Origin of the sequence: Virgibacillus dokdonensis, assembly GCF_900166595.1 — a bacterium.
Lineage (GTDB): Bacteria > Bacillota > Bacilli > Bacillales > Amphibacillaceae > Virgibacillus > Virgibacillus dokdonensis.
The window spans coordinates 3,225,126-3,249,568 of the sequence record NZ_LT745763.1; the positions used below are offsets into that span (position 1 = coordinate 3,225,126).

20 protein-coding genes and 1 pseudogene are annotated in these 24,443 nt (G+C 32.9%); all 21 read right to left on the reverse strand.

The window, feature by feature from the left end; genetic code table 11:
- Positions 1-284: 284 nt before the first annotated feature.
- Positions 285-1,031, reverse strand: a complete 747-nt coding sequence (locus tag B2C77_RS16645) for a hypothetical protein (protein ID WP_077706057.1) — start codon at positions 1,029-1,031, stop codon at positions 285-287.
- 159 nt (positions 1,032-1,190) lie between these two features.
- Positions 1,191-2,357 carry a nucleotide sugar dehydrogenase gene (locus B2C77_RS16650; protein ID WP_077706058.1) on the reverse strand — a complete coding sequence of 389 codons (1,167 nt, stop codon included), beginning with the start codon at positions 2,355-2,357 and terminating at the stop codon, positions 1,191-1,193.
- A gap of 109 nt (positions 2,358-2,466) precedes the next feature.
- The gene (locus B2C77_RS16655) at positions 2,467-3,978 is read right to left on the reverse strand and encodes an oligosaccharide flippase family protein (RefSeq protein ID WP_077706059.1); all 1,512 of its coding nucleotides are present in this window, start codon (positions 3,976-3,978) and stop codon (positions 2,467-2,469) included.
- 41 nt (positions 3,979-4,019) lie between these two features.
- Positions 4,020-5,141: an O-antigen ligase family protein gene (locus B2C77_RS16660; protein WP_077706060.1), complete on the reverse strand. Its 1,122-nt coding sequence runs from the start codon at positions 5,139-5,141 to the stop codon at positions 4,020-4,022.
- A 16-nt stretch (positions 5,142-5,157) separates the two neighbouring features.
- On the reverse strand, positions 5,158-6,246 hold the full coding sequence (locus tag B2C77_RS16665; RefSeq protein WP_077706061.1) for a glycosyltransferase family 4 protein: 1,089 nt from the start codon (positions 6,244-6,246) through the stop codon (positions 5,158-5,160).
- A gap of 33 nt (positions 6,247-6,279) precedes the next feature.
- Positions 6,280-7,242, reverse strand: coding sequence for a glycosyltransferase family 2 protein (locus B2C77_RS16670; RefSeq protein WP_077706062.1), 963 nt, complete (start codon positions 7,240-7,242; stop codon positions 6,280-6,282).
- A 50-nt stretch (positions 7,243-7,292) separates the two neighbouring features.
- A complete protein-coding gene (locus tag B2C77_RS16675; RefSeq protein WP_077706063.1) occupies positions 7,293-8,513 on the reverse strand; it encodes a glycosyltransferase family 4 protein in 1,221 nt (406 codons plus the stop codon).
- Positions 8,514-8,545: 32 nt separating this feature from the next.
- Entirely contained in the window at positions 8,546-9,742 is a 1,197-nt protein-coding gene (locus B2C77_RS16680) for a glycosyltransferase family 4 protein (RefSeq protein ID WP_077706064.1), read from the reverse strand.
- Positions 9,743-10,074: 332 nt separating this feature from the next.
- A pseudogene (locus B2C77_RS16685) lies at positions 10,075-11,221 on the reverse strand (IS3 family transposase).
- A 319-nt stretch (positions 11,222-11,540) separates the two neighbouring features.
- Positions 11,541-12,167 carry an acetyltransferase gene (locus B2C77_RS16690; RefSeq protein ID WP_077706065.1) on the reverse strand — a complete coding sequence of 209 codons (627 nt, stop codon included), beginning with the start codon at positions 12,165-12,167 and terminating at the stop codon, positions 11,541-11,543.
- A gap of 12 nt (positions 12,168-12,179) precedes the next feature.
- Entirely contained in the window at positions 12,180-12,815 is a 636-nt protein-coding gene (locus B2C77_RS16695; RefSeq protein WP_077706066.1) for a sugar transferase, read from the reverse strand.
- Position 12,816: 1 nt separating this feature from the next.
- Positions 12,817-13,929 carry a DegT/DnrJ/EryC1/StrS family aminotransferase gene (locus tag B2C77_RS16700; protein WP_077706067.1) on the reverse strand — a complete coding sequence of 371 codons (1,113 nt, stop codon included), beginning with the start codon at positions 13,927-13,929 and terminating at the stop codon, positions 12,817-12,819.
- Positions 13,930-13,949: 20 nt separating this feature from the next.
- Positions 13,950-14,831 carry a UTP--glucose-1-phosphate uridylyltransferase GalU gene (gene galU / locus B2C77_RS16705; RefSeq protein ID WP_077706068.1) on the reverse strand — a complete coding sequence of 294 codons (882 nt, stop codon included), beginning with the start codon at positions 14,829-14,831 and terminating at the stop codon, positions 13,950-13,952.
- A gap of 21 nt (positions 14,832-14,852) precedes the next feature.
- Complete coding sequence (locus B2C77_RS16710) at positions 14,853-16,682, reverse strand: polysaccharide biosynthesis protein (RefSeq protein WP_077706069.1); 1,830 nt, start codon at positions 16,680-16,682, stop codon at positions 14,853-14,855.
- 644 nt (positions 16,683-17,326) lie between these two features.
- Positions 17,327-17,995 carry a response regulator transcription factor gene (locus B2C77_RS16715; RefSeq protein WP_254844051.1) on the reverse strand — a complete coding sequence of 223 codons (669 nt, stop codon included), beginning with the start codon at positions 17,993-17,995 and terminating at the stop codon, positions 17,327-17,329.
- Between the two features lie 265 nt (positions 17,996-18,260).
- Positions 18,261-18,383, reverse strand: a complete 123-nt coding sequence (locus tag B2C77_RS22395) for a hypothetical protein (protein ID WP_303046187.1) — start codon at positions 18,381-18,383, stop codon at positions 18,261-18,263.
- Between the two features lie 147 nt (positions 18,384-18,530).
- Positions 18,531-19,298, reverse strand: a complete 768-nt coding sequence (locus B2C77_RS16720; protein ID WP_077706071.1) for a tyrosine-protein phosphatase — start codon at positions 19,296-19,298, stop codon at positions 18,531-18,533.
- A 793-nt stretch (positions 19,299-20,091) separates the two neighbouring features.
- Entirely contained in the window at positions 20,092-20,793 is a 702-nt protein-coding gene (locus B2C77_RS16725; protein WP_077706072.1) for a CpsD/CapB family tyrosine-protein kinase, read from the reverse strand.
- A complete protein-coding gene (locus tag B2C77_RS16730; RefSeq protein WP_077706073.1) occupies positions 20,768-21,532 on the reverse strand; it encodes a YveK family protein in 765 nt (254 codons plus the stop codon). Before B2C77_RS16730 ends, B2C77_RS16725 begins: the two co-directional genes overlap by 26 nt.
- 282 nt (positions 21,533-21,814) lie before the next feature.
- Entirely contained in the window at positions 21,815-22,927 is a 1,113-nt protein-coding gene (locus tag B2C77_RS16735; protein ID WP_077706074.1) for an RNA-guided endonuclease TnpB family protein, read from the reverse strand.
- Positions 22,928-22,938: 11 nt separating this feature from the next.
- A complete protein-coding gene (gene tnpA / locus B2C77_RS16740; protein ID WP_077706075.1) occupies positions 22,939-23,337 on the reverse strand; it encodes an IS200/IS605 family transposase in 399 nt (132 codons plus the stop codon).
- Positions 23,338-24,443 lie beyond the last annotated feature (1,106 nt).

Genomic DNA, 24,443 nt, shown 5'->3' on the forward strand with positions numbered 1-24,443 from the left:
ACAACTACTATAATCCTACTTAAAAAGTATACCATAGTTCGTCAAATACAAATGACCTAATGACAACGCTGAGGCTGTTATTAGGTCTATAAGCATAAAACAGCCCACACCTATTACCTAGAAAGGGGATATTTTATGCTTACATTCACTTGTCTTTTAGAATATTACCACCTAGATGTCCTAAGATTATTGTGTGTATTTTTACGCTTAACTCCTTTTATTCATATTTTTATATTACTCCTTGTTTTTGCTCTTCTAAAAAAGGTTGTTTTTTTCTATTATACTTAGTAGCTTCCAATTTTCTTTTTTTTATTTGTTTCTTTGACATCATCATATAAAGTATAACATTGTAAATATTTTTCAGTTTTGTAAAACACATAAAAGGTATGTAACTCGTGTTCTTTTTTTCCGATATCTTTTTTCTCAACATAAATTTGTTTACCATTTGACAAGTTATACAACAATACTAGTTGACTTAGCCTACTGTTTATAGAATTCAAGATAATATTGGTTTCCCAATTACTAGTACTAGTAACATTTCCGTTTAACAAATTACTTGTAAAAATCATGAGGTAAAAGAACCCAAAAAGCAGTACTAATGGAAGTAAATCTTTTACTTCCATTATATTTTCACTTGTTACAGCCACTAAAAAATTCATTACACATAACGACACACAATATATAATATGCTTACATTTTCCTATTTTCCTAAAAGAACTTATAATTAACATCACTATCAATACTATAAGAGTTACAAAAAGAATAAATGCCATAATTATCAATAACACATCTGAAATATTATAGTTTATTTTAACTTGGTAGCCAGTCAAGGTTACAATCAAAGCAAATGAAAAAGAAAATATGATATTTTCAAACAAATTGTTTGTCATTTTTTTGTTTTTATCCTCCAACACTCTGACAATCATAGATCTATTTAAGAAATCAATAAAAAACATGCGTAAAGTTAGTAAGAAGCTAATAATAGCTATTATAGTTTTAGAATTCTTCATAAAATATTGAAAAATTTCCATTTAAACCCCTCACTGCAAAATATTTACTTCCTTTTATTATATACATACATGAAATTCCTTTTTAAAATTATACCATAGTTCGTCAAACACAATTGACCTAATGACAACTCGAAGGCTGTCATTAGGTCTAAACTAAACTGTCATCATACGAGTCGATGATTAATCTCTACTAAACAAGTCTCTTGTATATACTTTATTAGCGATATCACGAATGTGATCATCTAAACGGTTCGCAACAATCACATCGGCTTCTTCTTTAAACGCTTCTAAGTCATTAACGACACGAGAATTGTAGAATGTTTCTTCCTGCAATACTGGTTCGTAAACGATAACTTCGACGCCTTTTGCTTTAATCCGTTTCATAACGCCTTGAATCGCAGAATGACGGAAATTGTCTGAATCTGTCTTCATCGTCAAGCGATAAATACCTACGACATTCGGCTTGCGATCTAATACCATATTCGCAACATGATCTTTTCGCGTGCGATTTGCCTCTACAATTGCATGGATAATATTATTTGGTACATCTTCATAGTTTGCTAGCAACTGTTTTGTATCCTTTGGCAAGCAATACCCTCCATAACCAAATGATGGGTTATTATAATGCCCGCCAATTCTTGGATCAAGTGCTACACCATCAATAATTTGCTTGGCATCCAGACCACGTACCTCTGCATAGGAATCAAGCTCATTAAAGAATGATACACGCATAGCCAAATATGTATTAGCAAACAACTTAATTGCTTCTGCCTCTGTTGAGCTGGTAAACAAGACAGGAATATCTTCTTTTTCTGCACCTTGAACTAATAAATCCGCAAAGATTTTCGCACGTTCTGACTGCTCCCCGACAATAATGCGAGAAGGATGTAAATTATCATATAAAGCCTTTCCTTCACGTAAAAATTCTGGGGAAAAGATAATATTGCTCGTAGCAAATTTAATGCTAATCTCTTTCGTATAACCTACAGGTACGGTAGACTTAATCACCATTACCGCATTCGGATTCGTATCTAATACATTGCGAATGACCGATTCAACGGTTGACGTATCAAAGTAATTCTTATCTGGATCATAATTTGTCGGCGTGGAAATCACCACATAGTCTGCATCTTTATAGGCTTCTTCCATATCTGTTGTAGCACGTAAATTCAATTCCTTATCTTTAAGGAAACGATCAATCTCTGCATCAACAATAGGAGATTGTTTACTATTGATCATATCTACCTTTTCTTGCAGAATATCAAGTGCTACCACTTCATTATGTTGTGCTAAAAGTATGGCATTTGCTAAACCAACATACCCTGTTCCTGCAACTGCAATTTTCATGAAAAGTTCCTCCAGTTTTGTCAATAAGATAAGGTTTTAAAAGCTATATAGATTAATTTATTAAGATAGTTCTCTTATAAAAAATCAAACAGTCTAAGAGCACATATTATTATTTTTTAAAAAATTCTAAAGGTCGTATAAACAACTTTTTCTCATATTGATTTAAGCTAAAAAACCATAGTAGGATAACTGATACAATACTAAATATAAATAACTCAATAATTAAAGTTAACAACTCTGAATTAAAATTTATTTTTTTTATAACTAATCCAATTGTAAAAAGTGCGATGAAAGAAGTACTTAATTTAAATATCTCAGACCAAAACTTTATTACATCTAGTTTGACTTTTTTATAATAATAAATGTTCATTACCAATACATTGCCTACTAGGTAAGAAACACCCGTTGCGAAAGCTGTTCCTATTCCACCATAGTAAATGGCCAATGGGATTGAGATAACTATATTTAGTAAAGACATAATAAAAAAAGTAATTGCTCTAAAACCATACATATTCTTTGCTTGTAGTATTACCAGACCAATATTTTGAATTAAATCAACAGTAAACGGAATTAAAATTATTAATGTGATATAATAAGATTCACTAAATCCGCCCCCAACCCATACATAAATGAACTCTTTTCCAAATAACAAAAATCCAACTAATACTGTACCTAATAAAATGTATTGTAGTCTACCAATTCTTATAAAAATTTTCGTTAACTGAATATCTGAATTTCGATTTGTTACAACCTTTGTAATATTCGGTAAAAAAACACTGGTCATTGAAGTAGATAAAGTCATATAATACATAACTATTTGTGAGCCAATAGAATAAACCGAGACAGCTGTAGTTCCCAAAATAGCTCCTAAAATTAGTTGATCTGACCTCCAAAAAATTTGATCCATTACGACAGTAATAAAAATAAAAAATGAATATCGAAGCATTTCTTTTAAAAGATTTTTATCCCAAAAATGTAACTTGATTTTCACTTTAAGATTTTTAATTGAGTAACCAATTTTCAAAATAATACCAGCAACTACAATTAAAGCTTGGATAACTACAACAACTAATGCACTTGCTTCTATTGTGAAAACTGTTACAACAACAATAGGACGAATAACAGTTTGTATAATAGACACTAGTCTTAAAAATATAAACTTCTCATGCGCGTTTATAATGGAATTAAAAACAGATGTCGAAACAGTAACAGAAGCTGTCAACAAAATAATGATATACATTTTTTTTGCGTCTACTAACTCAGTTTGAGTTAGAGAATTTCCAAATATAGCATCTAAGTAGAAATAAAATACAACTCCTACTATAAGTAAAAAAAAGGTTATTGTTGCATATATTACTGCTGAGATAGCAAGTAAATTTTCTTTTTTTTCTTCATCATTTAAAGCAAGATATTTTGAATAGTACCTAGTTACAGTATTAGATAGACCAAAGTCAAATAAACCTAAATAAACTAAAACAGAGCCCATTAGTTGATATAAACCATACTCATCTTTCCCTAAAAAATGTATTAAAATAGGTATATAAATAAAGCCAACCAAAGCAGTTACTATGGTAAGCGTATATGAAAGTACAACTCCTGCTTTTCTTTGATTTATTTCCAAAACACATACCTCTACAATTTATTATTTTGTATTCTATATTATCATTGAAAATTTTTAATTAACTTTCTTTCGTTCATTAAACACCCCAAATACACAAAATAAACTATATGTATTCCCATTAATCGTGAATCAATAAAAAATAAGTTTTCAAATTGCCCCAGTAAATAAAAGCCAATAAAAAAACTAATATACTCTAAATTTTTGAGTTTTATTGACTTGGTAAATATGTAAATACTTATCGCAACAAAGAAGACAAATGATATAAACCCATATGCACTTAGTACTTGAATAAAAATATTGTGAGCATCTCGTAAATTGTAATCTAAAAAATAATTTTCGCCTTTACCAAACCATGTTACACCATTATTTATGATACTACCCCAAAATTCAAATCTACCAGAACTTATATCTTGACTGCCTCCCCATTTATAAATAAGCATTTTCATTACAAATGAATAAGACAACAATATGCCAAATAATATAGTTATAAGCGCAATAATTTTTTTTACAATTATTATATATGACGTATTGCTTTTCATTATATCATTAAAAAAATAGAATGTAGATACAACAAAAAAAGATAAGATTGCAGTTCTGGATTGGGTTAAAAAGAGAAATAAGAAAAATACTAACATACTTATATAGATATATTTATTGTTTATTTTTTTTGCTCTCAAAAGAGATAGTAACAATATTCCAGCAATACATAATATAATCCCTAGGTTATTATTTGGGTTATTTGGTCTAATTAGGTATAAAAATGGAGTTAACGATATTATAAAAGAGAGTATTACACTAAATTTGTATTGATAAATATTTGAAGTAAAAAAAATTATTGGGACAAAAACTGCATATACCAGAAACTCAAACATATTAAATTCATTTAAAGTGTATTTGGAATAGAATATAAAACATATAAATAGTTCCCATGTAAAAATGAATATAATTTTTTTCAAATGTAATTTTAACCTACTTGGATTGAATATGTTCCACAAATATTTATTAAACGAAAAAAGGTAAATAACAACACAGGCAGCCAATAAAATTATCCATTTATTTGTAATCTTATCAGGATCAATATAATAGATTGTCATCAGATTACTTATAACCATAATAATTGAGAATAATAGAACTAATAATATTTTGTTAATTTTAATGTTCATTACTGTAACCCCATTATCACATAAAGTCCTTTAATTTTTTATACCAAACCTGTTTGCTGAATTTTTCTGCATATATTTCGTAAGCTTTTCTCCCCATATAATCCCTTTTCTCATTATTATTTATAAGTTCAAATATACTAGTACAGATTTGTTCTACATTATCTATATCGACCACAAATCCTGAATAATTATCCCTTACACTCTCTGGTAACCCTCCTTTATTAGATACAATGCAAGGTATACTATTTTTCATAGCATCTAATACAGAAATACCATGGGTCTCTCTTTTACTAAGCTGCAAATACAAATAAGCAATTTTGTATAAATCAGCTACATTCTCTTTAAAACCGATAAACTCTATATTACTATCATTTTTTGTTTCTAAAATATAATAATTTAAAAGTTCTCCATCACCTGCCCATAGGAATTTTATGTTTTTTTTGTACTTATTTACTTCTCTTGCTACTTTTACCCATAAATCGGGGTTTTTATACTCTCTAACATGACCAAGGGTTAAAATAACTTTTTCATTACCTCTAGTAGTTGTTTTACCAACTAAAGGCATGCTTGAAAAATTATACAATACTTTCACATTCTTTTTATTAATTGCCCAATTCTCTACTATTAATTTTTTATTGTAATTTGATACTGTAATGATTAAATTATCTTTTATCATTTTGGCAATAAAATATTTTACTAACTGAAATAACTTTTTAAAACGATTGGTTTTAGTCGCATCAGAATGAACGAAAAAACGCACCTTTATTCTAAAAAACAAAAGAAGAATAGAAGGCAAATCACTAATTAAATCCCACTGAGTGAAAATAACTTTATTGATTTTCTTCTTAAAAATACTCTTTATTACAAAAAACAATATAAATATATTTTGGTAATATCTATTAAATATGCTAATATTTGAATCACTATTTAAGATAGTATAAGAAAAATTGTTTTTTTCTAATATCTTCAATTGTTCAGGACTTACATTAGCAACAAATAAAATATATGGTTTATAACCTTCTTCTATACAATATTCTACAAAGTTATTATAGAAGGTGCGAGTGCCACCCATTTTTGAAAACCTACTTATTACAAGTATATTCATAAAAACATCACCTTATTTAGAGAAACTAGTAAATTATTTAAAATAGTATTTTTGCATAGTTGTATTTTCTTTAAACAAACTTATTACCTTTTTAACAACAAAAAAAGGATTAACAAATCTTCTATCAAATAACAGAAATCTATTTTTTATTAAAGTCAAGGCTACAGATATAACCTTACTATATCCTAACTTATAATTAATCGCTTTAATAACCATTATCAATCCATTAATATTTAATAATTTAAATTGTCTTTTAGTTATTCTTGTTTTAAGAAAATCTCTGTAGTCTATATATACTTTTAACCTAGAATCAAATATTTCTTCACTAATATTAGTAGTTAAAGAACCGCTATTTCTAGTAACGCAATAAATCACTTCCTTTGATGCTTTATAAGAATTCATATAGTAGCCTACTTTTGCTGAAAACATTACATCGTTCGAAGCTATGACCTCATCAAAATCAATATCATTTTGAATAATAAACTTTTTAGAAATTAATTTTGACCATGGAACATCAAAACTATACCTTAAGTATAATTCAGATTTATAGTCTTGGTATTTTATATAATTATCTATTATTTGTTGGAAATGCTGATGTCTATTTGAAACTTCATTTGTATCTTTTTCTATGCTTACAGGCGTAAAGAATACAACCTCATATTCAGATAAGAAATACTTTTTTATTATATTGTAGAAGCCTTCAATGAAATAATCATCAGAATCTGCAAAGAGTATCCATCTCCCTTTTGCGTATTCAATTCCAAGGTTACGGCAAGTACCAGCGCTTCTTTTTTCTTTATCATTTCGTAAAAAATGAACATGACCATACTTTTTATTATTTTTTAGCAACTCAATTTTTTGAACGTCACTTTTGTCATCAACAACAATAATTTCTATTTCCTCTATATTCGGTATACTATCCAATAAAACAGCTAAAGATCCAGTAGAATTGTAATGAGGAATTATAATTGATAAAAGAACCAAAATAACAACCAACTTTCATATGATATATTAAGCCACTTCATGCGAATTTTTTTCAGATCGACCTATGATATTGCATTCCTATATAATTCAATTATATTCTGATGATAAACACCTACGGAAAAATTTTTGTCAATTTTTTTGTTAGCTTCTTTTATTTTATGAACTTCATCATCATAATTTCTTATTATTTTAGTAATTGATAGCTCTAATTGCTCTGGGTCATTCCTTTGATATAATAAACCTAACCCAATTTTTTTAATATTTTCCGATTGCGCACCAATATCTAAACATATAGGTATTAAACCTAATCTAATCCCTTCAAAAATAACTAAGCCGAATGTCTCAGGGATAGCTGAAGGCAAAACTAAAATTTTTGAATTCGTTATTTTTTCCAACAATTCATCTCTACCTAAAAATTTTTCAGATACAAATATGCTAGTTTGTAGGTTATGTTCTTTTATTTTTTTTATGTAGTTATCCTTTTCTGGGCCACCGCCTAAAATATTTAAATGTAAATTAGGATTTTTTTCTTTTGCCAATGCAAAAGCATCAATTAACATTCCAACATTTTTCTCTTCGCTAAATCTACCTACGTAGGAAATTTTATCTTGTTTTGAGTCTAAATCACTTAAATTTTCTTCCATTTCTATAGGGTTAGGAATAACTTTTATATTTTTAAAATTATGTCTCGATTTCAGTAAAATTTTTTTTAAATGTTCACTTGGAGTTATGATATAGTCGAACATATTATAATTTCCCGATATTTTTTTTCTTAAAAAAAAGTCAATAAACCTAAGTACTGAAAATATTCTCCCTCTTTTATCACATTTATTTTTAATAACTCTGTGTTCTTTTCCATAAAAAACACAATCATAGCATTGCGCCTTCTTTTTATAGTTATAGCAACTATAGATTGGACAAATCAAACCATACCCATGAGACGTATTTATCACCTTTGCATCACCTTTATTATTTTTGATTGCTGCTAAAACACTTAAGCTAAGTGAGACATTACTATGAATATGTATAATATCAACAGGGTTTTGTTTTAAAAAATTACTTATTTTGAAATAGTTACTTGGAATAAAAAAGTAGGCTAAAAGTTTTTTAACTGGATTCTTATAATCATTTATTGTTTTTAAATTTATGTCTGCACTCTTCTTATCAGTAGGACGAAAAGCTTTTATCAATTTAACATCTGCTCTATTAATTGAATTATTCACCCTAAAAACAGTTTCAATTCCTCCTCCTACTTCAGAATGCGCAATACTTAACACTTTCATTATAACACTTCCTATTTATAAAATAATAAAAATCACAATGTAAAATTACTTTCCAAGTCATCTAATATCTTTGTATAAGTTTTTTTTCTATTAAATTTATCTTCAGCTAAACTTCTGTTATTTTCTCCCATCTTTTTCCGCATAGTTTGGTTGCACATCAATGTTAATATTTTATTAGCTATATCATTAATGTCAGAGTTTTTACAATTAAAACCGATATTATACGATTGAACTAAAGACATATACTCTAAATTATCTTGCGTATTTATAACTGGTAACCCTGCTGCTGCATAATCTCCGACTTTATTTATTATGCTTCCCGCCGAACCAGATTTTATAGGATTGACTGCTAAATCACATGCTTTTAATAAACCAACCATTTTTTTATATTTTAAACGACCTGTAAATTCTACACTTATATTTTTATGTCTTGCATATTCTTCATACTGTAACTTCAAGGGGCCGTCTCCCATAACAATTAGTTTAAGATTATTAATATTATATTCATTTTGTAAGATATAGATAGCATCAACTACTGTAGGGATATCATAACTATGTCCTAATGTACCAACATAAGCAATCCATAATTCATTACTTGGCTTTTCCAAGTCTTCTATAATATCATAGTATTCTAACTCAGTTCCTAAATAGACACTATAGCAATTATTGTTTTGTGTAGCAACTCTGTGCAAATACGTCTCTGATACCGTAATAACTAAATCAGCTACTTTGTAAATATAATCAGCTTTTTTTCTCATAGGATAAAATAAAATATCACTTAGAAAAGGGAAATTAAATATCATTTTAAAAGCTTCTGGCCATAAGTCTTGAACATCTATAATCAGCTCAATATTATATTTTTTTGCATGTTTTGCTACAACTTTTCCTACGTCTAATGAAGGAACTGCACAATAGATTTTATCTGGCTTGTCCCTTTTCCTCAAGTATTTTTTTAAACTTCTACTAAATAAGTAATGACTATAAAAACGACTTAATGACACGTTCTTTTTATATCCCGGTTCGTAGAGCATAGTTAATTTGTAATCAATACTATTAAAAGATTGATTAGTCAGTATTCTTTGTGCTTTTGTTTGATGCGAAAAGCTTGTTGTCACAACCTCTACATTTGATTTTTCTTTATTAATTCTTTCAGCGATGTATTTAAACCTTCCGTTCCCTGTTTCCCCAGGAACTTGTGTGAAATGAGCAACTATCAATATATCTTGCATAACAACCTCCGTAAACGTTTGAGATAAAAAACCCTGAATGTATCTGATTTCAGCAACTTTAAAAATTTTATTATTATATAATCCATATCAATTATCTTAGACTTGTTTGGTGGAATTGGATCTACGTCAATATTTTGGACACAAAAAAGTTAAGTTTTAGTCCCCGTACTTTGAATTATATTTATTTAAAGCTGTTGAGGTTTGACAAAGAGCCTCTGCGGGCATGATTTCTAAGTCAGGAAGCCAGCTTATTGAAATTCGTTGCTGGCTTGCCAAAAAGGCTATCATGCCCTCATCTCCTTGTAAAACCGTGCAGTGAGTAAATTATGAAATCATGCAACGAAAGTGGAGAACTCTTCCATTGCTTGTGGTGTTTTATAACCAATACTACCTTGAATTCTTTTGCGATTATACCAGCCTTCGATGTATGAAATAACGCTCGTTTTGCTGATTTGAAGTCCAAGTATTGTACATGATTTACTTCTTCTTTCTTTAATATGGCGTGAAATAATTCTATACAAGCATTATCATAAGGGCTATCCTTGTAACTAAAGGAGTGTGTCATCTAAAATTTTTTAATTGTTTTTGCAAATTTCTCACTTGTGTACTGTGCCCCTAGATCGGAATGGAATATCAAGCCTTTTTCAGGCTTTTGTGTGTAATAAGCGTTCTCTGATGCTTGTTCAATTAATTCCGTTGTCATCGTTCGTGAAAAGGAGTAACCAACGATCTTTTTTGTGTGTAAATCCATGATGGAAAGCAAGGTAACACCAGCCATGCCTTAGTGTATTGATATACGTAATATCACCGACCCACTTCTCATTCATTGTTTTTGTGGAAAAGTCTCTTTTTAAGATGTTTTCACGCTCTACAACCTTTTCTTTACTAGGGGTTGGACGATATTTCTTCACTGTAATTGATTTAACATCTGCTTGTTGCATTAAACGCTGAACCCGCTTAAGACTTACATTATAGCCTTCTTCTTCTAAAAGATGATGGATTTTCGGCGCACCATAACGCTTACCACTTTCTTCATGGATTTCAACAATTCTTTTTGTGATTTCGTTATTTTCTTGTTCACGATTAGATATTGTGTGATGAAATGACTGATAATACGCACTTCTGGGCATAAGAAGTACACGACACATGGTTTGAACAGAGTAACTCGTTTTCTCGCGATCAATAAGGTCAATTAGTTCGATATCTGCTACTTTTTTGCGAATATGGCCATAGCCTTTTTTAATATCTCGTTTTCCTCCTGTAAACGAAGAGCTGTTTTTGAAGTTGAGCATAGTCATCTGAAGTTACAGATGACCCGTCCTCAAGTTCAATTTGAGAAAATTTCTTAATCCATGCATAAATAGTTACTTCAGATACGCCATACTCGCTACTTAAATTACTAACAGATTGACCTGAATGATATAGTTCTACAACCATTTTGCGAAAATCATCATTATAACGTTTAACATTGTTTTTCATTTGGACACATCCTCCTAAATTGATTCTAATAACTTAACTAAGATGTGTCCATGAAACTATACTAGCATCAAAGAATACGTAAAATCATAACGGAGTTTATATAAACGTTTTACTAACTAATCTTTATAAATCACAAAAACTATTTTCACTACAGTTATTGAAACAACTCCTGTGTTATAGTGTTTGTCTAATCTTTATTCCGTAGTTTGGATATAAAACGACAAAACCCTCTGCATTCTAACTCTTACGCCATTTTATTTTCAGTTGGAAATCTAGCCCTTTTCTTTAGTGCTATCAAAGTATACTATGTATACACATATCATTTATTTTTTTTAGCTGGTACACCAATATATGTAGAATTTTTTTCTGTGTTTTTAATAACTACACTTCCAGCACCCAATATTACTTTTTCTTCTATTATTAAATTTTGCAAAACGCTAACTCCCGTTCCTATCATAGAATTAGACTTAACTAAAACATTTCCAGAGATACGAGCACCTGGCATAATGGTTACATAGTCAAGCATTGTTACATCGTGCCCTAGGGTAGTACTTATATTAATATGACAATGATCACCTAAAACACTCTCTGGGTTAATAACAACATTAGCACATACAATGTTTCCCTTACCCATTTTGATATGTTTGCTAATTATTGCGCTGGGATGAATCAAATTAGTCCAAATAACATCATCTAAGCTATTACTAATTTTCTCTTTGATCTTTGGATCGGCTATGGCAATTACACCGTAAATCTTTTCGTTTCTTGCATACTGTCTTAGATAATTGGTATCACCAATTATCTTATATCCTAAAATTTCTTTACCAATTAACCTTTTTTCATCATCAATAATACCTAGCAAATTGTATTCCTCTTTTAAGCCCTCTATCATTTCTATAACTTGTTTACTAAATCCGCCACTTCCAATTACTACAATATTTTTCATTTTTCAATCCTTTTATGATGGTTTTTTTGTTCCCTTAAATTTGTTATCTTTTACTTTATTATCAAAATTGATTCCTTCACGTTTAAAAACACTTCTTATTGTCAATAGAACTATTTTTAAGTCTTCTCCAAAGGAATTTTTTTTCACATATTGTATATCAAGGTTAAATTTTTCTTCCCATGATAATGAATTTCTACCTTTAACTTGAGCCAAACCGGACAAGCCAGGCCTAACCTCATGGCGCCTTTTTTGGTTATCATTATAAAGCTCCAAATATTCCACTAATAAGGGTCTTGGACCAATAAAAGACATATCACCCTTTAAGATATTAAAAAGTTCTGGTAATTCATCTAAAGATGTAGACCTTAAAAACTTACCAAATTTAGTTAGTCTTTCACTATCCGGAAGAAGGTTTCCATTCACATCTTTTTCATCAGTCATAGTTCTAAATTTATACATAGTAAAAATTTTTTCATTCTTACCTGGTCTTCTTTGCTTAAACAAGATTGGACTACCTAATTTTGTTTTAACTAAAATAGCAATCACTACGAGTAACGGGCTTAGTATTATAATAGCAATTAGAGATAGTATGAAATCCATAGGTCTTTTTAAAAACCTTCTATAAATACCACCCTTTTGTTTTTCCATCTTACAACCACAACCCTTTAATTATCTTCACTACTCTTTCCAAATCCGTATCTTTCATTTTCGTATCCGATGGTAGACATACACCATTTGCAAACAATGTTTCTGCAACATTGCTTCCAATGAAATCATAACCTTCAAAGTACGGTTGCATATGCATTGGTTTCCAAATTGGTCTAGACTCGATATTTTCTTTTTCCAGAGCTTCCATAATATCGATTGGTCTTACTTTACCATTCAAAGTAATGCAACTTAACCAACGATTTGGCGCATCAAAAGAGTTCGTTGGCATGAATTCAATGCCTTCTAGATTTTCTAGCTCTTTCTTATAATAATCAAAGATATAATTTTTCTTCGCAACACGATCATCTAACACTTTTAACTGTCCTCGACCAATGCCTGCTACTACATTACTCATGCGATAATTAAAGCCCAATTCACTATGTTGATAGTGCCGTGCTTTATCTCTTGCTTGGGTAGCCCAAAAACGTGCTTTTGCAATTTTTTCTTCATTATTAGAAATAAGCATACCGCCACCTGAAGTAGTAATAATTTTATTACCATTAAAGGAAAAAATTCCGTAGTCTCCAAATGTACCGGTTTGCTTGCCATTATAGTATGTACCTAATGATTCTGCTGCATCTTCTATTAAAGCTACATCATGCTTCTTGCATATATCTATTATTCTATCCATATCTGCTGAAAGGCCATATAGATGAACGACAATGACCGCTTTTGCATTAGGATATTTTTCAAATGCTTCTTCCAGCGCTTCTGGGTCCATATTCCACGTCTTTTCATCGCTATCTATAAAAACAGGTATAGCAGATTGATAGATAATTGGATTAGCTGAGGCAGAAAACGTAAGTGACGGGCAAAATACAATATCCCCTTCACCGACACCTGCTGCTTTTAAAGCCAAGTGAATAGCAGCAGTCCCAGAAGATAGTGCTGCTGCTGATTTTATTCCAACTTTATCTGCCAATTCGTTTTCAAATTGGTTCACATTCTCACCTAGTGGAGCTATCCAATTCGTGTCAAATGCTTCATGGACATATTGTAATTCATAACCTTCTTCACTCATATGAGGTGATGCTAGAAATATCCGCTCATTCATGTTAAAGACTACCCTTCTATTTAAACTGACGCTTTTTCTTCCTGCACTTTCTCCACTAAATACTTCAATAAGTCGTCACGCATTTCTTCGTTTTCTAATGCTAAATCAATCGTTGTTTTCACAAAGCCGAGCTTTTCACCAACATCATAGCGTTTCCCTTCAAAATCATACGCATAGACGTTTTGTTCTTCGTTTAGTTTTTGAATAGCGTCAGTTAATTGAATTTCACCACCGGCACCGATTTCCTGTTTATCTAAGTAGGTAAAGATTTCTGGCGTTAATACGTAACGTCCCATAATCGCCAAGTTAGATGGGGCAGTACCTTGTTTCGGTTTTTCCACAAAGTGATCGACTTGATAACGACGACCTTCAATCGTATTCGGATCGACAATACCATAGCGATGCGTTTCGCTATCTGGCACTTGTTGTACGCCAACGACAGATGATTGAGTTTCTTCAAATTGATCCATTAATTGGCGTAGTCCAGGTGTATCAGCTTGTACGATATCATCACCTAGTAATACAGCGAATGGCTCGTTGCCGATAAATTTACGTGCACACCAAACCGCATGCCCTAATCCTTTTGGTTCTTTTTGGCGGATATAATGAATATCCACTTTGGAAGGACGTTTTACCTTTTCTAGTAAATCAAACTTTTCCTTTTTCATCAAGGAATCTTCTAGTTCAAAATTGTTATCAAAATGATCCTCTATCGCACGTTTGCCTTTTCCCGTTACGATAATAATATCTTCAATTCCTGATTGTACGGCTTCTTCAATAATATATTGAATGGTTGGTTTGTCTACAATTGGAAGCATTTCTTTCGGCATCGCTTTTGTTGCTGGTAGGAATCTTGTCCCTAATCCCGCTGCTGGAATGATCGCCTTTTTAATCGTACGCATGAATGAATCCCCCTTTTTCGTTTATGAACCTTTTACAGTTACATAACTATGTTCCATATAAACAATCTGCATAAGTGCATCTTTCAAATCTTTGTGTGTATAGTCTTCAAAAGTGTGAATAATGCCGTGAATGACGTCTTGCTCGACGGCGGACGTTTTGCCAACATAAATCTTTTCATAGACTGCTTCAGAATGTACTTCATCTTCGCCGAGCAGTTCTTCGTACATTTTTTCCCCTGGGCGAATGCCAGAATATTGAATGGGAATTTCTGCTTCTGTATAGCCGGATAGCTTGATCAAATTTTTTGCAAGGTCGATGATTTTTACTGGTTCGCCCATATCGAGAACGAATATTTCGCCACCTTTCGCTAGTGTACCTGCTTGAATGACGAGTCGAGAGGCTTCTGGAATCGTCATAAAGTAACGCGTCATTTCTGGGTCCGTCACCGTAACCGGACCACCATTAGCAATTTGCTTCTTAAATAATGGAATGACACTACCACGACTTCCTAGTACGTTACCAAAGCGGACTGCAGTAAATTTAGTTTTACTCCGAACTGCTAAGTCTTGAATGACCATTTCCGCAATACGTTTCGTTGCGCCCATCACATTTGTTGGATTGACCGCCTTATCCGTGGAAACTAATACGAATGTATGTATACCGAATGTATCTGCAGCTTCAGCGACATTTTTAGTACCGATAATATTATTCTTTACCGCTTCATGCGGGTTTTGTTCCATTAAAGGCACGTGCTTGTGCGCAGCTGCATGATACACAATGCGCGGTTTGTACGTTTCCATAATTTCAAACATCCGATCACGGTCTTGTACATCACCGATAACAGGTACGATTTCAATGCCTGCGTCACGATATTTCCCCCGTAATTCCATATCAATCGTATAAATGCTGAATTCGCCATGTCCTACTAAGATTATTTTACTCGGGGAAAATTTCATCACTTGTCGACATATTTCGGAACCAATCGACCCGCCCGCACCGGTGACCATGACCGTTTGTTCACTAACGTATTTGGAAATCGCACGAATGTCGAGTTGTACTGGTTCGCGACCAAGTAAATCTTCCACTTCGACATTTTTTAAGCTACTTACGGTTACTTTACCAGTCATTAAATCTTCAATTTTCGGGATCATTTGCACTTTCGCATTCGTCTGATTACAAAAATCTACAATTTTCTTCAATTGCCCATTACGAAGCGACGGAATGGCAATGACGATGTGTTCGATATGCATATCGCCAACCACTTCCGGGATATCTCGTACTTTCCCTTGAACTGGTATATTATATAATTGCATTCGCTGTTTCGTTAAATCATCATCAACAAAAGCAACTGGTTGAAGCTCGGTTTCCTTACTCTGATCACGCAATTGCCGTGCAATCATTGCACCTGCTGCTCCAGCACCGACAATAAGTGTCCGTTTATGTTCGTGGTTATCTTTTATATATCTGTCGCGTACGACGCGCCAAACAAATCTAGAACCACCAATAAAGATAATATGTAACATCCATGTGACGAGCAATGCACGTCTGTAAATACTAAAGTCATTCGCAAGATATTGTACAATCGTTGCACCAAGAACAGAAAAAGTTACTGCTTGTACAATAGCGATTAACTCGCCAACACTGGCGTAAGCCCATACTTTGTTGTATAGCTTAAAAATGTACGCAAATACATGATGAAAAATTAAAAGTGCAACTGCGCTAATAATGATTGCGTCCATGCTGACAACATCGGTATAAGGGTATACGACCCACGATGCAATAAAAATAGCAGTCGTGACAATGATTGAGTCTAGCACCATCAACAGACCCAGTCTTGATTTGTACCCCATATTCATACTCCTTCCTGTCTATCTCTATTGCTGTAAAATAAATTATCTGGATAAATGCCCTTGCTTATAAAATAAGGATGAGCAGGAGATATTCTTGAACTTTAATGAACATGAAAAAACATGTCATTTATTTAAAAAAGTCGTAATTATGGAAGCTCCCTAACGGAAGTGCCTGCTCCAGTACCTGCTAATTGCAAAAAACAAAACGCAAAAGGAATCTCGTGTCACGCCAACCATTTTGAAATTGATTCTGAAACAAAACGAATTACAAAACAATTATATGCATAAAAAACAGCACTGTTCGACATGCTGTTTTTTATTGTATGTAGCTTTTTTATCTAACAGATACAGTAACACTCCCTATTACTTATGAAGAAGCACACATTTGGTTGAAGCTTTTGAAAAACCTCAAAACAAAACAGTGACTCTATTTTAATACGTTTATGTAAATATTTCCAGTGTTTTTTCGCATAGCCAGGTACTTTAATTACAATACTATAATACTATAGACCCAGTCACATTTTTAGTGACTTTTACAATTAAAAGTCATAATCATACATCCTCCTGTGAAAAGGGTGAGCATAGTAATAATAACCTCATAATGAAAGCGTTCTATCCAACGCATGACTTTACTTACAACATTTTTAAGAAACAGGCTTTTTTTCTAACAACTCCTGAAAATACGCGATGAGTTGCTTGCGATTATTCGTTTGGAATGTTTGATATATACTGCTGATATAATTCTTCACTGTGCCCTCACTTAAATATAATCGATTGGCAATATCCTTATTAGAAACACCTTTTGCTAATAAATACGCAATATCAAGTTCTCGATTCGACAAATAAATCCCTCTATTTTTTAACGCTTCATCAAGTAACTCTCGTTTATCAAGCTTGCGTTCTAGTATACGTTTCGCCAAAATTCGCGCAGCTTCTCCAGAAAAGACAACCTCATCTTGCATAACAGAACGCATACAGGCAATTAGGTGCTCCCCGTTTAGTTTTTTTAATATAAACCCGTCTGCACCAGCATAAATAGCTGCCACAATAAGGTCTTCATCTGTAAATGAAGTAAGGACAAGAATTTTCACAGTAGCACGAGACTCTTTGATATGTAAAATAAGCTTAATCGCATCTGTATGTGGCATATGGATATCAATGAGCACGAGATCTGGTTGATACGCTTTGAATTGAAGAATAGCTGACTTTTCATTTGTAGCTGTTGTAACGACTTGCATATCCTCTTCTTGGATCAACAATGCTTGCACACCATCCATAAAAAGCTGCTCGTCATCGACTAGCATGATTCGCATCAATGAACATCCCCCCTCACTTTTAGGTGGTGACTTATAAGAAGCGTTTAGGTAATTCAAGGCGCTTAAGTCGTACATATTATTTTAAAAAGATGAAAAACTGTTAAACTCTTGTTAATAAATCCGATAATAAGTATAACGCAGAAAACAGTAGGTTAGGAGAGATTTAGAAGAATCAGCTCTAACCCTAATAGCTACGGTACAATCCCTTTGTGCAATTTACGCATTCAGAAAGCTGAGCCATCTCAAAGAAATCGCTCAAGTTTCACGGAAAGTCGACCGTCTTTCGTGAAACTTGCAACTCTTTCATTGGAATTTCGCTCGCTAATTCATGATATTGGCTCACGTACTTTGGATTTTCGCTCGCCATCTCATAAAATTCGCTCACGAACGCTGATTTTTCGCTCTCCCCCACGTAAACTGCTCACGTTCAGTGGAAACTTGCCACTATCTCGTGAATGTCGCGTACGGCGGAATTCCGCCATCGCTTCATTGTACGATCAAGTACAAACCGTCAAACTAGTTACCAATCCTTTTAAAATAGCCCGAGAAATTTCTTTTTCTTCTTTACTCGCAATGGTTCTAAGCGATTTACATGATTGTTATCGACAAGTAGATTACTATTTTCTAAGAACATATAATAATAGTCTGAACCAAAGTTTTTCTTCACATTTTCAAAGGCTTCTCGTAGGTAGAAAGAACGTGAAGTCGTATTATGCGCATCAGATGCAATAAAATGCGTTAAATTTGCTTCGATGATTTGCGCAGTAAACTTCTGAATATCTTTTCCAAATTTACCTACTACACTACCAGATGTGACTTGGGAAAGTGCACCTTTGGACACCAAATCATATAATAGATTCGGATGTTCGAGCAGAGCTCGATTTCTTTCCGGGTGCACAATTATTGGTGTATAACCTTCTACTTGAATATCAAATATAAGTTGTGTGGTGTATCGTGGTACAGCGTCAGAAGGGAACTCCACAAATAGATATTTACCGTAATTTAACGGAAGCAATTCGTTTTGTCTAATGCCATCGACCATTTCCCCATAAATACGCGTTTCCTGACCAGGCAATACCGTTAGTGGCATACCTTCTCTTTTGAAGAAATCATTTAATATTTCTACATGGTTTTCAATTTCCCAACGAAAATTATTAAAAGCACCATTTTGATGATGTGGTGTAGCGATAATAGTGTGAATTCCTTGGTCTATAGCTACCTTAGCCATTTCCAAACTATATTGTTCTGTTTTCGCTCCATCATCTACACCTGGTAATATATGACTATGAATATCGATCACTTGTATTCACATCCTATGAAACAAACATTTTTTAATTGGATAATTAGGTAGATTATAACAAATAAATGTATGAATTGCACTTTAGAGAGTTTAAACTTAAAAATCTTTTTACAAATTTGAATAGTGCAACACTAGTTTGTCCAATTCTTTATTACTGACAAGAATAAGAAAGCTTCATGGGTTCATACACACTAAAAATATTTTGCTAAGTTCGTAGCATAACGAAACACCGTTTTCCAAGACTTCATTTATAACAAATTTTATCCAACTTTATATTTTCTGCTTTTAGAAAGACTTAGAGATAGAACGCCAATCGTTTTGCTTTTCCTATTAACCATGGAATATTCTATACTAAATTATAGTGGAACAAAGGGCAAGCGTCCGTTTAACAACATAGCGAATGGAACGAAGCAACCGAGATAAAGGAATCACGCCACTAAAACAAGGGGTATGCCAACATAGGGTGGCAAGCCCGTCTTTAGTAGGCCGTCCTCTTAGCGATGAACCGATGATGACTTATCGTAGAAAAACGGAGTGAAGTCGCCTAGTTACTAGGAAATGGAGCCAGACGTGGCTATTCGTTATTTCCTTTTCCACTCAAACCTCTTTTCATACTTTATATGAAAAAGTCACCTGCAAGCGCTTTTGTAATAGATAATGATCCGAAATGCGAGCCATGGTGATTTCCAATCATTGAAAACAGCGCTTCATTTTGGCGTCCTCTTTTTTCACAACTACATGTAAACAAGAACTTCAATAAAACTCCTTATCCAATAGAATAAGGAGTTTTGCTTTATTTTGATCCGTAATAGTAATAATAATTGGACTGTTTCTTTTCACGGTCATTAAGCACAGCACCTAAAAGTTTTGCTTTAGCAGGCTTTAATGCTTCAATCGCTTTTTGCGCGCCTTCAATTTCAGTATGTTTGCTGCGAACGACAAGAATGGAACCATCTACAATGTTCGCCATAATTTGCGCATCGGTCACAGCTAAAACTGGAGGCATGTCGAAAATGACCATATCATAATTTTTCTTTAATTCTTCTAACAAGTTTTCCATTTTCTTTGAAGCTAATAATTCAGATGGGTTTGGTGGTATAGGACCACAAGACATCACATCCAAATTATCCACATCCGTTTGCTGAACCACCTGCTCCAAAGAATTTTCTCCAACTAATAGATTACTAAGCCCCCGTAAATTATCGATGCGAAACGTATAATGTACTGTCGGTTTACGTAAGTCAGCGTCAACTAACAGCACTTTTTTTCCTTGTTGAGCGTACACAACAGCTAAATTAGCAATCGTCATAGATTTCCCTTCTGCAGGGCCTGATGACGTTACGAGCAAGGAACGAATTTCATCATCCACAGAAGCAAAGTCTATATTCGTACGAATCGTACGATATTGTTCAGAAATAGGTGATTTTGGATTTAATTTGGCAATTAAATGACGCATCTTTGTTCCAGGTCTAGACGGATTTTTTCCGCGTAACATGTTGGTTCCCCCTCTCCAGATTTCTTGGTTGTGGGCGGAATTGTTGCTCGCTAATGTCTTTTTCTTGGACTGTTGAAATCGTACCTAGGATAGGGATATCAAGGTGCTGCTCAATGTCGTCTTCGGTTGTAATCGTATTATCCAAATATTCTAATAAGAATGCAATTCCAACACCAATCATTGCACCGAGCACAATCGCAATCGCTGTATTTAACATTGGGTTTGGTGAAACAGGAGACGGATTTGTTCCAAGTTCTGCCTCCGACAAAATATTCACATTGTCGACATTCATGAGTTCTGGGATTTCATTTTGAAATGTTGTCACCGTTGTATTTGCCATTTCAACTGCACGTTCAGGACTTTCATCCGTAGCAGTTACCGTCACAACCTGTGACTGTTCTTCACTAGATACTTGAATTTTTTGAGCTAACTGCTCACTTGTCATGTCCAAGCCAAGTTCGTCTACTACCTGACTCAAAATGCGTGGACTTTTAATAATGACATTATATGTATTAATGAGTTCCACATTTGTTCGTATGTCATTAACATTATATGGCGTTTCCGCATCTTGCTGGCTTTGGTTAACGATAAAGGAAGAATTTGCTTCGTATGTTGGTGTCAACACCAAATAGCTAACGACAGCAGCAATCACCGCAGCCCCAAATATACAAGCTAAAATAAGCAACATTCGCTTTTTTAAGACAGCAAATATCTCCTTTAAGGAAATCGTCTCTTCCATAAAGTTACCTCCATTTTTATTCTTCTGTACATTGTTTTATGAATAAACCTAGTTATGAATTATAACATAAAACGACATAGAGTAGTTGGTAAATTTATGAATGGACGAAAAGATAAGTTGTCAAAACGTTTTATGCAAACAATGAACCGATTAGAGTGAACTACTCCCACCACTTACCACCCTTCGGGTTGCTTGAAGTGGGGGCTTCTTGGGTAATCGCCACTTTTGGTAGCTGACGAAATTGACCAAGCTAACCCTCTTGTTCCAAGAGTTTATATTTTATTAGGCGCTTGCCAATAAGCGAATACCTTCTTTCTTGATATTGAGTGCTGAATTGTAATCTCTATCAAGCTTTAGTCCGCAATCACATTGATAAGTGCGTTCTGATAATTCGATTTCTTTTACTGAACCACATTTAGAACAAGTTTTTGTAGAGGGAAACCATTTGTCAATTTTGATAAGTTGTTTCCCTTGTTCTTTTAGTTTGTACTGCAAGAAAGCAGTGAATATTCCCCATCCATTATCAGCTACGCTTTTACCGAATTTAAGTGCTTGTGACATCCCTTTCATGTCCAAATCCTCAATCACAACGGCATCATAACTAGTCGCTAATTTCTTTGATTTATGGTGAAGAAAATTCTTGCGTTGATTGGCAACTTTTTCTTGAATTTTAGCTACCTGAATGCGTTGTTTATTCCAATTTGAAGAACCTTTCTTTTTACGAGAAAGTTTACGTTGTTCTTTTGCTAATTTCTCAAGCATTTGTCGATAAAACTTAGGGTAATTGGCTTTCTCACCCTCACTGTCGACAAATAATCCATCCATCGCAAAATCTAATCCAACTACTTTTTCGATTTCCTTGCTTTTAATGTCTATCTCGTACTCAGTTAGAATAGAAATATAGTATTTTCCTGATGAAGTCATAGATAGAGTACAAGATTTGATTTTGTGTTTCAAAGGTATCTCTCTATGTTGCTTGATTTTTATCCATTTTAATTTAGGTAATTTGATATGATCATCCAACAATTCAATGTTCCCATTAACAACATTGGTTGTGTAGCTTTGTTTGTGTCGCTTGCTTTTGAATTTTGGAAATTTAGCATTTCCCTTGAAAAAGGCTTTATACGCCTTATCTAAGTTTAGTTGTGCGTTTGCCAACGCTAAAGAGTCTACTTCTTTGAGCCATTCAAAATCCTTTTTATATTTAGCAGGAGTAGGATGTTTTACTTTTTTCAATTCTTCTTTATCATCTTTTAGTCTTTCATACGTCTCTTTTCGTTCTGCTAACATTTTATTATAAACAAAGCGAACACAACCGAAAGTTTTGCGTATAATCAAAGCCTGTTCATCTGTTGGATAAATTCTGAACTTGTACGCTTTATTTTGTTTAGTCACATCAAATCACCTCACTTTATCCCTTGATTTTCAATATATTCTTTCACCACTTCAATAGGTGAGCCACCAGTCGTCAACAAACAAAAACTTCTTGACCAAAACATTTCTTTCCATAACTTTTTACGAACATGAGGAAAATCCTTTTTGATAAGTCTTGAACTGGCACTTTTATAGGCGTTGATGAATTTCGATAATTCACTGTTAGGTTGTGCTTTGAACAAAATATGAACATGGTCAATATCATGGTTCCATTCTACTAATGTGATATTATACTTTTCACTCATTGACACAAATTTATCTTTAGCATATTTCGAAATCGTAGCATCTATTACTTTTCTTCGATACTTCACGACTAACACAAGATGGTAATACATTAAGAATACTGAATGATTGTTACTATCTAATTTCATTGTTATATCAATCCTTATATTTTATAAGACTGATTATAACATTTTAAGAAAAAAGACAAAATAAAAAAGCCTTTGGGCTGTCGACCAACCGAAATTCATCTCCCCCTTACCGTTGGGCTTTGCCCTTCACACGCTTGAAGAGGGAGACTTCTTTCGGAAATGCGTTAAAATCCTGTTACAAATAAACCTCGATATTTGGAAAATGTTCTCAAAGCTAGCACTTGGATCAATATGCAACATGGATTACTAAGTAGAAAGTGTCTTGGGAATTGCCGCTTCAGGACATAAGACGCAGGTACTACATCGTTTTAAACAAAAGATAACAGTATCTAAATACCCATCTTATTCAAGTCCTTTAGGTCATCTACGTCTAAAATTTTTTAGAGTTACAAATCTAGTTCTTTTGCCACAAGCTTCGTTTCCAAAGGTACGAATCATAAGTCATAGAATCAAAATAATTTAAAATACCGTTCACATCCGCTCTGTAATAACGTTTCGCTTACGATTAAATGATTCTTCTCTCTGCCAATTAATAGACGAAAGAACTAATTATATTTTTCTACTTTTTTCCCTAAAATGATTTAACAATAGGAAAATCGAACCGATATAATATGAAAATGTATCTTTTATACTGGTTCTTTAGTATTATTGGAGAAGCGCTATTTAGATAACAATTACTAATTTAGTTAAAAATATACAACAAGGAAACAACGTGCAGTGCTATTAAAGAAATATAGACACAGTAATTTGTTTAGTTTTGTAAGAGAAAGATTTTATATCATCATTTCATGTCTTTACTAGGCGATTTTTGTCGTATTGAGTTCTTGGGAGGAAAAGTATTTTATGTACGTTCATGGTTAATAAGCATCATGGCAGAGGAAAAACTTTAGGGATTGTTCTTTTTCAGAATGAATCAAGCAAAAATAACTAGAAAAATAAAATTAACAGTACTTTTGAATCAAAAACCAAAGACTAACCACCTAATATGAACTATAGGAAAGTATAAAATGCTAAAAGTTTATCCGACTAGCATTGGGGGAGCGACCACTAAAAAGCACTTGCAGCGTTTTCGCTATAAAGACTTTGCGATAAGTCAAGTATTTATA